The following is a 14,302-nucleotide window of genomic DNA, read 5'->3' as shown; positions in this document are numbered from 1 at the left end:
ACTATTTTAAATACATTGCTGTTATATAGTCTATGGATATCCGGGCTAACTAATGTCTAGAGCTACGCGTTGATCTACCAGTTGATTAATTGATCGAGTTTACGACTTTTCTAAGTTGGCATGTGATTTCTAAGCTAAGTTGTAATTTTTAGACAGTTATAGTTTTTAGGCTGTAGTTTATTATAAGGCTGTATTATCATCTACCTTCATTACATCGCATAGTCTTTCTGCTAACTCTTACTGCTTTGAAAGTCTTCACGCTAAATTGGTATGATCAAAATGCATTAAAATTGGAACTTATACCAACCAATATCTCATGCTATTCTAAATCATGTGAGCTATACAGCGTATTTAAAAATAATATCTCGATATGTTGGAGGAATACACGTATGAAAATTTTTGTTGCAGGTGCAAGTGGCGTTATCGGCAAATTACTACTTCCACAGCTGATCGAGGCAGGGCATGAAGTGATCGGAATGACGAGAAAAGAAGAGCAAAAGTCATCTATCGAGCAAGCAGGAGCTAGAGCTGTCCTTGCAGATGTTTTTGATCGGGAGCAAATGATGGATGTGCTAAGCGATGTTCAACCGGATGTGGTTATTCATCAGCTAACTTCATTGAGCGGCGGTAGCTCGGCAGAAAATGCAAAAATACGTATCGAAGGAACTCGCAATCTAGTCGATGCAGCCAAGCAAGCGAATGTTCAGAAGATGATCGCGCAGAGCATTTCATGGGTATATGAACCGGGCACAACTCCTGCGACAGAAGATACAGCACTGGACCTACATGCAGCAATGCCAAGAAGTACGACGATTAACGGAGTTTTAGCACTGGAGCAAGCAGTTCAGGAAATACCGGAGCATGTCATTTTGCGATATGGTACGCTGTATGGCCCGGCAACCTGGTATGCTGAACATGGAGATATAGCAGAGAAGGTACGCCATAAGGAGATGGCTGCAACAGACGGAGTCTCTTCTTTCCTCCATGTGGAGGATGCTGCAAGGGCTGCTTTGCTGGCATTAGACTGGCAAACGGGTACGTACAATATCGTTGATGATGAGCCGGCAAAAGGGACTGAATGGTTACCAGTCTATGCTCAGGCTCTAGGTGCGCCTGCACCCGATCTGCAATCTGGAGCAAACGGTTGGGAAAGAGGCGCATCGAATCATAAGGTTAAACAGGAATGCGGATGGTCGCCTCAATATGCGACTTGGAGAACAGGTTTTTTTGATTGCCTGGGATAAGCTAGGTAGAATACGCTTTGCATTTAATTAGGATAAAGGATAATAAACGTATGCCGGAACTAACACCTGATTTCAACAAGGCGCAAAAAATTGCATATTCAAATACAGTATCTTTCCCAGTACGTGGCGGGCTCAAGCCTATAGTAAATTCAAGCATACAAATGAACATTACAATTAAATATAAAGGGTTCTCGAAGCCTATTCAAAAAAGCAATTCGTATTCACTACGAATTGCTTTTTTATGTGTACGGTTGTCTTCATAGATAGAGGATAACTACTCAGTCTGAACTAGCACATATTCAGTTAAAAATCCGACGATTTTTGCAGATCCATAACTCTTTGCTATATCAATCGGGGATTCTCCTTTTGAATCTGTAGCATGCACATCTGCTCCGCGATCTAATAGGTGCTTGATCATATCTACAGGTTCATCATCAGGAGAACCGCCTGTTTGCATGGTTCCATCGATAGATAAATCTACCGCCTGGTGTAGAGCAGTCCAACCGCCGTTATAGGTGTAATTAATATCTGCTCCGTTTGCAAGCAACAGGTCTATTATTTCTATATTCTCGTATTCAACAGCAAACATCAAAAGTGTCCAACTGGACTGTTCGAATAAGTTAGGATCGCCACCGTTTGAGAGATACGCTGTTACAAAGGCGATATCTCCAGCAGCTATTGCTCTATAAATATTATATTCAGATTCACTCATGTAGCAGCCTCCTATTCATATTGAATCTATGTACAAAATCATGTATACCATCTAATCTATCATATGAAATGTAATTGGAAAAATCCATACAAGCAAAAGTAGAACACTGTAACTAGCTAGTATAGCTGACTCTCCAGTCCAAGTAGAGACAATGTTTCTCTTCGTAGCCACATCAAGATTAGTATAAAATAGACTTAAAACAGCGTGAATAGAATTGAACAGTAGGATGGTCACCGAGTAATCGTATTATTTTGTATCGAATAGCAAAGGTAGGGATGATCATTGCTAGAAACTAAGCGACTTTTTATTAGAGAGATGGTACAGTCCGACTTGGATGCCTTATGTACAATATTATGCGATGAAGAGGTCATGCAGATTGCTTATGGACATGCATTTACTGTGGAAGAAGCACAGCAATGGCTTAATCGAAACCTCAAACGATATGAAGACTATGGTTTCGGATTGTGGGCTGTCATATGTAAAGAAACGAACGAAATGATAGGTCAGTGCGGTCTAACGATGCAACAATGGCGAGGGCAAGGCATTTTAGAGATCGGATTCTCATTTCAAAAAGCATACTGGCATCAAGGCTATGCCATAGAATCGGCACTAGCTTGCAAGGAGTATGCGTTCTCAGCTCTTAACGCAGATTGGGTGTACGCTATTATTAGGGACATCAATATCTCTTCTCAAAAAGTCGCGATTCGAACTGGCATGCAAATGATTGATCAAGATAGTAAAAATTTCAGGAATATCGATATGGAATTGCTTTTGTATGCTGTAGAACGAACAAAAGAGCTCAATCAGAACCGATCGCTCATATTGCCTATAAGCTCGGATTTGAATATCCAGCTAACTTCTCTAAATTTTTCAAAGCACGAACAGGATTATCACCTAATCAATTTAGAAAATAGTAAAGCCGAGCAATAAGCTAGAGAAATACCCCCTGACATGGCTCAAGGGGTATTTATTCATCTAGCCGATGATATATCGACATAATCAGTATTCTCTTTTTAAATCAAATGAATACGAACTCCCGAGCTACTTTCGTTTTTTAAATAATCGGCGATCTAAAAAATAACCTATACATAGCGAAAGTACAACAAGCATAACCGGAATTCCAAACGACTCCTTGGAAAACGGCGCTCCTTCTAGCTGTAAATGATCTGTCGCCCTGTATTCGAGACGTTTGGCGGCGAAGCGAGCTGTCATGATATCCTCCTGTTTGGATAGATCTTCAAAGGCAGGCTCCATCGCAAATCTCTGCGACATGTTTTGGTGCAGCCATAACCATTCCGTCTTCGTATTCAATTGCTTCCATTGCTGCACATCCTTAGCAGCCATAGTCTCAGCTTCAGCGCCCACAACAATCATCCTGGATAAAGATGGAGCTGTATTCATGTTATAACGTGCTATCAAATTCAACCCGTGCCGGGTCACAATCGGTTGATGCTCACGCGCTATAGTTAAGGTCGTTGTGGTTCCAGATGCTCCATACGTATCAAAGGCAGACGCCAGGTCTAATTCATCTGCACCCGAATATAACAGCACGCCTGCTTTGGTCTTATTCCATTGATAGGATTGATTCAGAATGTATGTAATATCACTCAACCCTGCGGTGAAGGGCTGCATTGCTGGCTCCTTCACATAATGGTAAGAAGGGTAGCGAAGCTCGTTCGCTATCTGTTTTGCTGCTGTCTCCCCTAATTGCTGAGATAGAACATACAGCGTCGCATCCATTCCAGATGTAAGACCAGCTGAAGAGACGATATGCCCCTGTGCCACATAACGTTGATCCTGCACCCAATGAATTTGAGGATAGGTTTTGATCAAGCGCTGAATATCTCCCCAGTGTGTCGCAGCACGCTTCCCATCCAGTAATCCAGTATCCGCTAGATTCTCTGCGCCATTACATATGGATAATAGAATCGTTTTCTCACTGGAATGCTTACGAATCCATTCACGAACAGGAGCATAGCTCTGCTCATTTAGAATAGGCATAAAAGGGATTACGATAATATCCGGACTTTTGCCCAGCTTTTGATCCAGCTCTGCAAAGGAATAATGAGGAATGACATCCAATCCACCTGTTAATGACTTGATTTCCGTATCTGGTGCAACACTGAATACGTTATATTTGTCTGTGAGAGCAAACATCTCGTATGGAACGAGAAAATCAAAAACCTCGGTTACATCGTTAGCTAATAACACAGCTATGGTAGGCTTGCTTGGATCATATGCAGGTATGCTTACATGCTCCAGATGTGGAGACTGACGGTGATCATATCGAGACATTTCTGCATTGGTTGTATATACGAAGCCTAATGCCCCTGCTCCTCCTACGATAAGAATAACAACTAAAAAATACATGGCAATGCGTAATAAAATGTTCACTGACCTGTTCCCCTTCCGACTGGATAATATGTCACTCAAGAAATATACCAATTGAGAAAAAAATATACACTTGTCCAAGGACGGATTACAGACCTTGACTGCGGATGGAGGAGGTACTGGACTTAGGTCTATTTCGTTTTTTGTACAAGACCCATTAGAGCTATGCTTGTTGCCTGGCATCCCAAATGTTTTCCAATAATGTGACATGTATTGATAAGGAGAGAGAAAAGGAGGAACACAGATAAACGCCAAAGAAGATATTATACAAGCGATAGTAATGTGTAATTAATCGATTTATGAAATGTATTTGATTGGAGAGGAGTGCATTAACATGAATTTTCGTTTACCAGAGGCTATTGAGATTTTGGAACGTACGCCACAAACATTGGAATCTTTTTTAGCAGGCTTGTCAGAGGCATGGCTACAAAGTAATGAGGGTGAAGGCACGTGGAATGCATACGAAGTAGTTGAACATTTTATTGAAGCAGAGAAATATAACTGGATTCCAAGAGTAGAAGCTATTGTGATGCAAGGGGAAGAGAGCCGATTTCCTGCATTCGATCGGTTCTCGCATTTGAAAAGAAATTCAGTGCGTACTGTGGATGAAGCATTGCAAGAGTTCAAAAGCATTAGAATGAGCAATATCTCTATCCTCAAAGATCTTATTCAAGCCAACCCTGATTTAGAAAAGATCGGCTTACATCCCGAGTTCGGAAGCGTGAAGCTAAGAGAACTTTTATCGGCGTGGGTAGTTCATGATTTTACACATATGGCACAGATCGTTAGGGTGATGTCGGAAAGGTACAGAGATGATGTAGGCCCCTGGATTGCATATTTGGGGATTTTGAATAAGCGTTAACTAGGCTCGCAATGATCGATAAGCATATATTCACATTCAAGCCGCTATGATGTAGCGGCTTTTTAGTATGTCGTTATATCTCGTCATAGCTGGTGTGCAGGTGGATTGTAATCTGAGGAGCAGATGTAAGGAGGGGAAAGGGATTCTCTTGCTAGTAAAGAGCGGCAAATTGGTATGAAGAAAACGGCGCTTAGTGGTACTTAAACGATTCAAAATGTTCATGTTAGCATAAATGTAACAGCATGCTGTACAAACTCAAACTAGATATCCATCCTAGCTATGATCTAGCAATAACAGGCTTGACGTTGGAATGAGAGGAGAGCATATGAATGCAGTAGATTCTAAATCATATCAACCCGGCAGGATAGCTTACGTTATAGCCATAACATTCATTCTATTCATGGTAGGGCTGGCTGAGTTTTTGCAACGTTCAGAGATTATTTTACCTGAGGTTGCAGCGATGGCCATTGCGATGTGGGTCTATAGAGAGCCGGGATGGATCAGACGTCCGTCTGTAATCTTCATTGCACCGACGGTTACCGCTATGATGGGTCTGATCATAAATCAGTTCCAGATCGCTTTTACGGTTAAAGTAATCCTTACTCTAATCGCGATGATGTTGTTTCTACGAGCGATACGTTCTAATTTTGCACCCGCTATTGCTACAGGACTATTGCCACTCGCTGTACATACAGAGGACGGGGGATTGGTATGGATTGTCCTGAGTTTCACACTGATCCTGATGGCTGTAGTAGTAGTGCTCCAGCTTCATAAGAATCTCCCGGCAAGCTCGATGATCCAATATAAGTACATGATCATTTTTCTAGCCATTGCATTATGCTGGCTTGGTATTTGCTGGATAATGGGAAATGAACAGCTGGCGGTGATTCCTCCTCTTTTTGTCGTGGTGTATGAATCAATTCAAAAGCAAAGCTACTCGGTCAAAATAGCAGGTAAGCAGGTTCTTACACTAACGCTGTCTGCAACGATAGGTACGACTATGCTCTTAGAGCTGGATTCGCAGCTGTTAGCTACGTTGATCGATATGCTTAGCATTATCGTGATATCACGCCTTTTTCATATGCGGATTCCTGCGCTGTACGCTATACCATTATTGACCTTTATCTTTCCGATTGATCAGGTGGAGCGTTTCCCCCTTGTTGTGTTTTGTGCAAGTCTATTTATGTTTAGTCTGGTTCTATTCTATAAGCTTATGGAAAAGAAGGTATTCGAGCATAAGTATCAAGCATAAGCAACTCGGATACATAGACAGAAAGTGAACTCTGGAGGAGCAATGTTATGATATTTGGTCTGATTGCAGCATTTTGCTTTGGACTATCCGATTTTATAGTTACTCAGGCCACGCGAAAGCTTCAAACCTTGCCTGCTTTGCTTGGAATACAGTTCATCGCTTCACTTTTGCTGGGTGGGTATATTCTTATCCAATCGACTTCTACGCCAGATGCTCTACCCTTAGTGTGGATGAGCATGATCGGCATCAGTGTAGTCAATTTTGTAGGTACGTTATTGTTATACCGAGCCTTTGAAAAGGGAACATTGTCCATCGTTTCGCCGATTGGATCGGGATTTGCTGTAGTGACTGCAATGCTTGCTTTTGCAGGCGGTGAGCGTTTACCCTTCAACTCCATTGTCGGGGTAGTCCTGTTGATCGTAGGAGTATTGACCGTAACAAGATCGATTCAAAGCAATAGACAACAGGTAACATTAGCCGGCATACCGGAAGCTGTTATTGCCTCTATATGTATGGGAATTTATTTCTGGGCAATCGGCTTCATTACGCCCTATTTAGGTGTGATTCTTCCGGTGCTGATTACGCGGATCGTACAATTTTTCTGTGCGCTTCTACTGATACGTGTGAAAGGAATTCAATTCCCACGCATAAGCCTGTCTACTGGCATGATTCTGGTTGTAGCCGCACTGCTCGATACCGGAGCGCTGCTTTCATTTAATAAGGGACAAGCGGTAGATTATACGACAAGCACGACGGCCCTTACTTCCTTGTATAGTGTCATTACAATATTGATGGCTGGCTGGATTTTGAAGGAAAAGCTGATCAAGACACAGTGGATGGGTATTGGTATTATTCTATGCGGAGTTATTATTGTAAGTATCTAATATGGAGTTATTCAAGCGATACAGGAGGAAGGACATAGACCCTTCCTCTTTTTCTATAATGAGTATTTATAATGAGTAGATGTAACTTAACTGCGCGGCTCACCAAGCTATATAAATGACGCCAGCGTCTGAATGCCTTCGGACATTTTAGCTTCATTCACATTGCCAAAGCCCATAATAAGGCTGTTATTGTACTGATCCTTGCGAATCGTATAGCGTTCGGCAGGATAGATTTTGATACGATGCTGCTCCAGCTCCATTGCGGTTAACAGGTTAGCATGATGCCCTGACCAGGTTGCGATAAGATGCAAGCCTGCTGCGTCACCAGTGATCTGGACTTTGTCTCCAAAGGTGTTTTTTAGCGTGTGAATCAGATGCGTTCTGCGTTTATGATAGATGCGTTTCATTCGTAAAATATGGCGTTTCAAATGTCCTTCGTTCATAAAGCGAGCCAGGGTCAATTGCGGCAATGTCGCTCCGTGCATATCAGCAGTACGCTTGAGCTGTATAATCGGCTGGATCAGTTGCTGTGGAGCAATCATATAACCGATTCGCAAGGCAGGGAACAGGTTCTTACTAAATGTCCCTACATAGACGACACGCTCGCTATCAAGCTCGCGCAGCGTATGAACAGGCATACCTCCATAACGGAACTCGCTATCATAATCATCCTCTATAATATAAGCCCCCGTGCTGCGAGCGTAATCCAGCAATTGAAGCCGTCTACTGATCGATAAAATACTGCCAAACGGAAATTGATGAGAAGGTGTGACAAAGATACATTGGGGATTCACATCGGTAGGCAATTGCTCTACACATAGACCGTCCTGATCGACAGATACAGGGATCACCTGCGCCTTCGTTTTAGCAAAGATGTTATGAATAAATGTTGCGGTTGGGTCTTCGATCGCAATCGCTTTGTCAGGCGTTAATAACAGCCTGCTAAGTATTGAGAACGCCTGAGTTGCACCCGCTGTAATGATAATTTGCTCGGGTAGACAGTGAAGACCTTTGATATGAAGAAGATGATCACAAATCGCCTGACGCAGCCCTATATCACCAGCTAGATCCTCCTGATATCCCAGCATCGATGCAGGCAGGTCATGGTACACGTCGAGCTCAGCTCTTTTCCACTTTTGCAAAGGCGCATATTCCAGCGCAGGAAAGCTAGGGCGAAAATCGATATCGTCTAGGCGATCTTCACGAGCGGGAGTTACGTGCTTATTCTCATTCAGCTTTCCTTCCGAATGCAGCTGAATCGTTTGCAACGTTCTCATTGCACCTGTATCCTTTACAAAGGTTCCTGAGCCTTGCTTGCCTTCCAGAAATCCTTCAGCTATTAATTGCTCGTACACCTCTACAATTAAGGCTCGTGAGACCGCAAGCTCCTTGGCTAATTCTCGCGTAGAGGGAAGAGAGGTGCCCGCTTTGTAAATACCCTGCATGATTCTCTCTCTGATCCACGAATAGACCTGCCGAGTCTTCGTTTCATTTTGTTCGGAATGCATGGAGTTCTCCTTTCACTCTGAAGTGGTATGGTAAAAATACATATGAAGTGGATCTAATAAAAACCAATATATCATGCTACTATAAATCATGCCAAATCCAATTCTGATAGAAAGAAGCCAATTGCATGAGAAACGATACGAACCCAACTCTTCAAGCAGTCGCGAAGAACGCAGCTCCTGATCGTTCATCTTCGATACAGAGCTTGCCTATAGATAAGAATAAGGTAGCACATCGCTGGCTATATGTTGTGGCACTGTTTATGGCCTCACTTAATCTAAGGCCTGTTGTTTCTTCCATTGCCCCTGTATTAGCCAATATTCAGCATGACCTTAGTTTAAGCGGAGCAGTATCCAGCTTACTCGTCTCGATTCCCGTATTAATAATGGGCATACTGGCTCCATTTTCGGTGAAAGTAAGTGAAAAGCTGGGTATTGAGCGAGTGATCGCCTTTTCCTTGATGTTGATCGGAGGCAGCTTAGTTTTACGCCTGTTTATCCATTCTATCTCCTTGTTATTTCTCACTACATTGCTATCCGGTGTGGGCATTGCGATGATGGGGCCTTTGCTATCTGGCTTTATTAAAAAGCATATGGCGGCTAGCGCACCCTCTATGATTGCAATCTATTCTATGGCACTAGCTCTGGGTGCAGCCCTTGGATCGAGTTTTACCGCACCTTTAAAGGAAGGGCTGCATTCATGGCAAATGTCATTAGCATTCTGGGGAATCCCAGTTATTCTGGCTGTGCCGCTATGGATGACGATACGAAGACAGCAGTCTTCCGGCTCGGAACAGACCTCGCGTACTTCATATGGGAAAGCATTAACACTACCCTGGAGAAACAGAAAAGCATGGATACTCACGATGCAATTCGGAATGCTCTCGCTTGTGTTTTATTCTATCTTAGGCTGGTTACCATTGATGCTAATCGAAGCAGGTGCATCCAAGCTTCACGCCGGGCTAATGGTTACATTGTTCGCATGGATACAAATCCCAAGCAGTACCGTTGTGCAGCAGCTTCTTAAAAGACAACCTTCAAGACGAATATGGCTCATTGTGTCTTCTATAATGCAGGCTACAGGGTTATTGCTGATGTTCTTTTCGACATCGTTATGGATTGCTGTATTCATTTGTGGGGTAGGGTCGGGAATGCTATTTTCTCTACTTAATCTGCTTCCAGTCGAAATGACATCCTCGTCTGAAGAAGCTAGCTCATGGACAGCGATGTCGCAGTGCGTAGGCTTTTTGATTGGAGCAACTGGGCCATTGTTAATCGGCTATCTGCATGATCAATTGGGTCATTTTAATGAAGGCATATTCGTCATGACACTGATCTCTATAGGGATAGGCGTCCTATCTTTGACAGTGTTCAAGGAATAGATTATAAAAGGTAAAGAGGGGGCTAGATCGAATGTTAATTAGAAAAGCGCATGTGCAGGACTATCCACAATTAAGACAAATTTACTTAAATTCTCGTCGTGGCAGTTTTCATTGGGCGAATACAGAGGAAATGACACTTGATGATTTTGACCGGGATACAGTGGAGGAAGAAATCTTTGTTGCCGAGGTGAATGGCGATATTCTCGGATTTACTGCATTGTATGTTCCTAATCAATTCATTCATCATTTATTTGTAGATCCTGCTCATGCCGGCAAAGGTGCTGGCGATCAGCTACTTAAACGCGCTGTGGACGAACTAGGCACACCAGTCACATTAAAATGTGTCTCAGAAAATAAACACGCATTGAGCTTTTATAAAAAGCGTGGCTGGAAGGCGGTTATTGAGGAAGGAGAGCCTGGAGCAAAATACTGGGTGATGGTGTATGAATAATCTGGTGTACTCGGTAAGCAAGCCAAATTAGTGTGTACTGCCTGTAAAGGAGCAGTAACCGATGGGATGGAACCAACCCATTAATAAGGTAACCGCCTATCCAATAGTAGCAGATAGTAACAGGGAAGCTAATGCACTAGATGGATGAAGCTATACCCTGCAAAAGATAGGATCGAACAATGTAAATAAAGGCTACTTCAAAGTCGCTTCGCTATGCGGGGCGACTTTTCGTATCTTTTATATATGATTCACGATAGCCGTACTACGATTGAAAGCGCCGTTAATGATGAATAGGAGACAACGTAGAGAGAACGATGTTAATCATATCTTCCAGCTCCGCACGGCTCGCACCATTCACCGCTTGAATCGACATACCTGCTATAAGCGTTGCAACATAGCGGGATAAGGCAACAGGATCAATATGCTCTGGTAAATCTCCGTCTACTCTGGCTTGCTGAAGCCGAGTGGTGAGCGCTTGTTCAATTTGAACGCGTAGGTCCGTTAACAGTTGCTGGATTGGATCGGTTTCCTTACTGCCCGTAAGCGCTGCTTTGACGGTGAGACAGCCAGGAGAATGATTCGGATCAACTACTGAATCTGCATTGGCATGAAGAAGCTTCTCGATCACTAAATAGGCTGTAGGTTCTTGCAAAGCAGCCAGCGAAGCCTGAATTGGTCCTTGATTCATATATACATCTAGCGCCTGATGAAACAAATTCTCCTTGCTACCGAAGGTCGCATAAAAGCTGGAGCGATTGATCTTCATTGCTTCAGTCAGATCGGTTAGCGATGCTCCTTCGTAACCCTTTTTTCTAAATACCTCTAAAGCACTCTGAAGTGCTTGTTCAATGTCAAAAGCCCGTGGACGTCCGGCTGCCATAACGGTTGCTCCTTTACGATAGATGATTGTTTATTTTACTATATGGCTTGGAATCTGTCATGATTTTGCAAGAGTAGGAAAGACCCAAGCTGTTAGGGAGGAGAACTGCTGCTAATCTTCTCTCCTGACACTTTGGATCTTTTTACTTGGATACCTTGTTGCTAATTGCTCGTTCATTAAAGCGTCTAAGCTCCATCTTAAGCAAGCTACTTGTAAAGGAGAAAGAAGCTTTGATGAACGAGTAGGATGCATGCGTGCTAATAGTTCTGTTTATACAACGGTCTGGAATTTAGATGCTTGCGCCGCCGTCCACATTCAGACTTGCTCCCGTAATATAGCTAGCTTCTTCGGAAGAGATATAAGCTACCATATTTGCAATTTCGAAAGCTTTTCCATATCTGCCTAAAGGAATCATTTCTGCGCCGGCAGCATAGGCACCGTTCTCTGGGTTCATATCCGTATCAATCATACCAGGTTGAATATTGTTGACTGTAACGCCTTGAGGTGCGAGATCACGCGCTAAGGCACGTGTGAGTCCAGCTACAGCAGCCTTTGTTAAAACATATAAGCTATTGCCGGGAAACGGATTGAATTCGGCAGAAATACTGCCAATATTAATAATTCGACCACCAGATTTCATCTGTGGAGCAGTCGCTTGAATAGCAACGAATACGGCTTTTAGATTCACATCGATCAGCTGATCGAATTCCTCAAGAGCGAATTGATCGTAAGGCTTCATACTGGAAATACCTGCATTGTTTACGAGAATATCAATACCATCGAATGAATGGATTGTCTGCTGGATAGCAGCTTTTAATGCGTCAAAGTCGGCGCTATTCGCGCAAATGGCTACAGCTTGTCCTCCAGAGCTTTGAATTTCTTGAACTAACTCATCTGCCTTACTTTGTGCACTGACATAAGTAAAGGCAACGGATGCTCCGTCGGCTGCTAGACGCTTGACAATGGCTGCGCCGATACCGCGAGCTCCTCCGGTAACAAATGCTGTTTTGCCTGCTAGTGGTTTATTCGTTAGGATCGTTGTCGTCATAGTAAAGCTCCTTTTGATTTATTTTGAACCGTTAAGTTCAAAATTATTATGTACCAATAGGTTCAAAATTGCAATGATTAATTTTTAGATAGGTATTGTACAAGAGAAAGCAGCCAATCATGATGATCGGCTGCTTTCGTCTAACTCTGGATAGAGTGGTTATTCGAAGTTCTCTACTACGATTTTACCTGTCATGCGACCTTCTTCCAATAATCCATGAGCTTTACGCAAATTAGCTGCATTAATAGGAGAGAGGATCTGCGCCACGGTAGTTCGTAAGCTTCCTTTATCAATCATGCGAGAAACTTCGTTTAATAGCTTGTGCTGTTCAATCAAATCTGGTGTCTGAAATAAGGGTCTGGTAAACATAAGTTCCCACACAAACGTAACACTTTTATTTTTTAATAAGGTTAGATCAAGTGGTTCATCCGTCTCTACAATAGAGCAAATTTTACCCTGTGGAGCAATGGTTTCAGCCATATTCATCCAGTGAGTATCCGTACTATTTAGACAGAAAATATAATCTACAGTAGCTAAGCCTAATGCTTCGAGCTGAGGGAGAAACGCTTCATAATGATTGATTATGTGATCGGCTCCCATATTAGTAGCCCACTCAGCAGATTCCGGACGTGAAGCTGTACCAATGACAGTTAAACCAGCATGTTTGGCCAATTGTGTCGCAATTGAACCAACGCCACCTGCTGCTCCGATGATTAAAATAGTCTTACCTTCGTTATGCTCGGTATGAGGCGATACGCCTAACCGATCGAATAAGCCTTCCCATGCGGTTATTGCAGTTAATGGTAAAGCCGCTGCATGGGCAAATTCTAATGTTGCTGGCTTAAATCCGACGATTCGTTCATCAACGAGATGAAATTCACTATTTCCACCCGGACGGGCGATGCTGCCGGCATAGTATACTTCATCGCCTGGCTTGAACAGTGAAACTTCTGGACCAGCTTGTTCCACGATACCTGCAACATCCCAGCCGAGAATCTTCGGCGTATTTTCAGTCTTATTTTTGGGAGCGCGGACTTTAACATCAACCGGATTAACAGAAATGGCTTTAACTCGGATTAGTAAATCCTTGCCCGTAGGTTCAGGTTTATCGATCAGAACATCGAGTAAGCTTTCAGGTTGATCAACAGGCAAATATTCCAGTAAGCCGATGGCTTTCATTTGTTGTTTTGACATCGTAATGTCCTCCTTGAATGTGGATTACTTATTGGTTTCTGGTTGTAATATAACGTATATTAACTATCGTGAATAGTACGCACAATAGTGTGATCTAGTATCAATTTCTATACTATTGAAGAGGAGGATATATACATGCGAGACCGCAGATCGGGCTATGGCGAATGCCCAAATGAAGAAGGTTGTCCCGTCGAATATACGTTAGATGTGATTGGCGGTAAGTGGAAGGGAGTACTTCTATATCATATGATTGAAGGACCGATACGGTTTAATGAGTTTCGCAGAATATGTCCAACAATTACACAGAGAATGTTAACACTTCAACTGCGAGAGCTTGAAGAAGATGGTATTGTAAATCGTGAAGTATATCCGCAAGTTCCTCCTAAAGTGGAATACTCGCTGTCTGAGTTTGGTAGTACATTAGTGCCAATCATTTTAGAAATGAAAACATGGGGAGAAAAACATAAAAAATTATCAAGCATGGCTGCTAGATAGAT

Annotated in this window: 14 protein-coding genes; 8 read left to right on the top strand and 6 right to left on the bottom strand. The window is 42.8% G+C overall.

Annotation, left to right across the window (positions count from 1 at the left end):
- Positions 1-389: 389 nt before the first annotated feature.
- On the top strand, positions 390-1,244 hold the full coding sequence (locus SK066_RS11855) for an NAD-dependent epimerase/dehydratase family protein (RefSeq protein WP_320541647.1): 855 nt from the start codon (positions 390-392) through the stop codon (positions 1,242-1,244).
- Positions 1,245-1,518: 274 nt separating this feature from the next.
- Here SK066_RS11855 and SK066_RS11850 read toward each other — a convergent pair whose 3' ends face one another.
- On the bottom strand, positions 1,519-1,956 hold the full coding sequence (locus tag SK066_RS11850; RefSeq protein WP_320541646.1) for an ankyrin repeat domain-containing protein: 438 nt from the start codon (positions 1,954-1,956) through the stop codon (positions 1,519-1,521).
- 282 nt (positions 1,957-2,238) lie between these two features.
- Here SK066_RS11850 and SK066_RS23190 point away from each other — a divergent pair, with 282 nt between their 5' ends.
- Positions 2,239-2,886, top strand: coding sequence for a GNAT family N-acetyltransferase (locus tag SK066_RS23190; RefSeq protein ID WP_431522823.1), 648 nt, complete (start codon positions 2,239-2,241; stop codon positions 2,884-2,886).
- 111 nt (positions 2,887-2,997) lie between these two features.
- Here SK066_RS23190 and SK066_RS11835 read toward each other — a convergent pair whose 3' ends face one another.
- Positions 2,998-4,350 carry a DJ-1/PfpI family protein gene (locus SK066_RS11835; RefSeq protein WP_320541645.1) on the bottom strand — a complete coding sequence of 451 codons (1,353 nt, stop codon included), beginning with the start codon at positions 4,348-4,350 and terminating at the stop codon, positions 2,998-3,000.
- A gap of 331 nt (positions 4,351-4,681) precedes the next feature.
- Between SK066_RS11835 and SK066_RS11830 the strand changes: the two genes are divergently transcribed.
- The 3 genes from SK066_RS11830 (at position 4,682) to SK066_RS11820 (ending at position 7,345) form a co-directional block, all read left to right on the top strand.
- The gene (locus SK066_RS11830) at positions 4,682-5,209 is read left to right on the top strand and encodes a DinB family protein (protein ID WP_188774689.1); all 528 of its coding nucleotides are present in this window, start codon (positions 4,682-4,684) and stop codon (positions 5,207-5,209) included.
- A 325-nt stretch (positions 5,210-5,534) separates the two neighbouring features.
- A complete protein-coding gene (locus SK066_RS11825) occupies positions 5,535-6,461 on the top strand; it encodes a hypothetical protein (RefSeq protein ID WP_320541644.1) in 927 nt (308 codons plus the stop codon).
- 47 nt (positions 6,462-6,508) lie between these two features.
- Complete coding sequence (locus SK066_RS11820; protein WP_320541643.1) at positions 6,509-7,345, top strand: DMT family transporter; 837 nt, start codon at positions 6,509-6,511, stop codon at positions 7,343-7,345.
- A 107-nt stretch (positions 7,346-7,452) separates the two neighbouring features.
- Here the strand turns inward: SK066_RS11820 and pdxR are convergent, their stop codons facing one another.
- A complete protein-coding gene (gene pdxR, locus SK066_RS11815) occupies positions 7,453-8,853 on the bottom strand; it encodes a MocR-like pyridoxine biosynthesis transcription factor PdxR (protein WP_320541642.1) in 1,401 nt (466 codons plus the stop codon).
- A gap of 125 nt (positions 8,854-8,978) precedes the next feature.
- On the opposite strand from pdxR, the gene SK066_RS11810 reads away from it, so the two are divergent.
- On the top strand, positions 8,979-10,232 hold the full coding sequence (locus SK066_RS11810) for an MFS transporter (protein ID WP_320541641.1): 1,254 nt from the start codon (positions 8,979-8,981) through the stop codon (positions 10,230-10,232).
- 31 nt (positions 10,233-10,263) lie between these two features.
- Positions 10,264-10,683, top strand: a complete 420-nt coding sequence (locus SK066_RS11805; protein ID WP_320541640.1) for a GNAT family N-acetyltransferase — start codon at positions 10,264-10,266, stop codon at positions 10,681-10,683.
- A gap of 280 nt (positions 10,684-10,963) precedes the next feature.
- Here the strand turns inward: SK066_RS11805 and SK066_RS11800 are convergent, their stop codons facing one another.
- The 3 genes from SK066_RS11800 to SK066_RS11790 all read right to left on the bottom strand — a co-directional run bounded on the left by SK066_RS11800 (position 10,964) and on the right by SK066_RS11790 (position 13,805).
- Positions 10,964-11,563, bottom strand: a complete 600-nt coding sequence (locus SK066_RS11800; protein WP_250343059.1) for a TetR/AcrR family transcriptional regulator — start codon at positions 11,561-11,563, stop codon at positions 10,964-10,966.
- Positions 11,564-11,852: 289 nt separating this feature from the next.
- Positions 11,853-12,611 carry an SDR family NAD(P)-dependent oxidoreductase gene (locus tag SK066_RS11795; protein WP_320541639.1) on the bottom strand — a complete coding sequence of 253 codons (759 nt, stop codon included), beginning with the start codon at positions 12,609-12,611 and terminating at the stop codon, positions 11,853-11,855.
- Positions 12,612-12,770: 159 nt separating this feature from the next.
- Positions 12,771-13,805, bottom strand: coding sequence for a zinc-binding alcohol dehydrogenase family protein (locus SK066_RS11790; RefSeq protein ID WP_320541638.1), 1,035 nt, complete (start codon positions 13,803-13,805; stop codon positions 12,771-12,773).
- A 135-nt stretch (positions 13,806-13,940) separates the two neighbouring features.
- On the opposite strand from SK066_RS11790, the gene SK066_RS11785 reads away from it, so the two are divergent.
- Positions 13,941-14,300, top strand: coding sequence for a winged helix-turn-helix transcriptional regulator (locus tag SK066_RS11785; RefSeq protein ID WP_320541637.1), 360 nt, complete (start codon positions 13,941-13,943; stop codon positions 14,298-14,300).
- Positions 14,301-14,302: the final 2 nt, after the last annotated feature.

Origin of the sequence: Paenibacillus hunanensis, assembly GCF_034055775.1 — a bacterium.
GTDB lineage: Bacteria > Bacillota > Bacilli > Paenibacillales > Paenibacillaceae > Saccharibacillus > Saccharibacillus hunanensis.
Note: the sequence above shows the minus strand (reverse complement) of the source record. Positions and strands in the feature narration are given on the sequence as shown.